The 247-nt window shown below is 45.7% G+C and carries 1 protein-coding gene; it reads left to right on the top strand.

Annotated elements, in window-relative coordinates:
* The coding region (locus tag AAEY88_RS14940; RefSeq protein WP_350563652.1) for a hypothetical protein at positions 1 to 244 on the top strand (244 nt) is incomplete at its 5' end.
* Positions 245 to 247 lie beyond the last annotated feature (3 nt).

The raw sequence follows: 247 nt of genomic DNA, 5'->3' as shown, positions 1-247 counted from the left end.
CCAGATGATCAGTCGAGCACAAGTCATTGCAGAGCAAATTTTAGCGGGCAATATCGGCAACGATTTAGCCTCAATTTATGCTGCAGTATCAGAGGTCGCACTCGACACCGGCAGCTCAAGCATGTCGGCGTTAACCTGGGTATTTTTGGCCAATTGGGGCTTGAGTATCATTAGTGCATTTTGGTTTGGTGCTCAGCAGGATAAACAACTTCAGCTACAAACAGACACAAAAACAGCCGAATAATAC

Origin of the sequence: Psychrobacter sp. CAL346-MNA-CIBAN-0220 (genome assembly GCF_040309805.1) — a bacterium.
Lineage (GTDB): Bacteria > Pseudomonadota > Gammaproteobacteria > Pseudomonadales > Moraxellaceae > Psychrobacter.
This window is presented reverse-complemented; position numbering and strand designations above follow the sequence as displayed.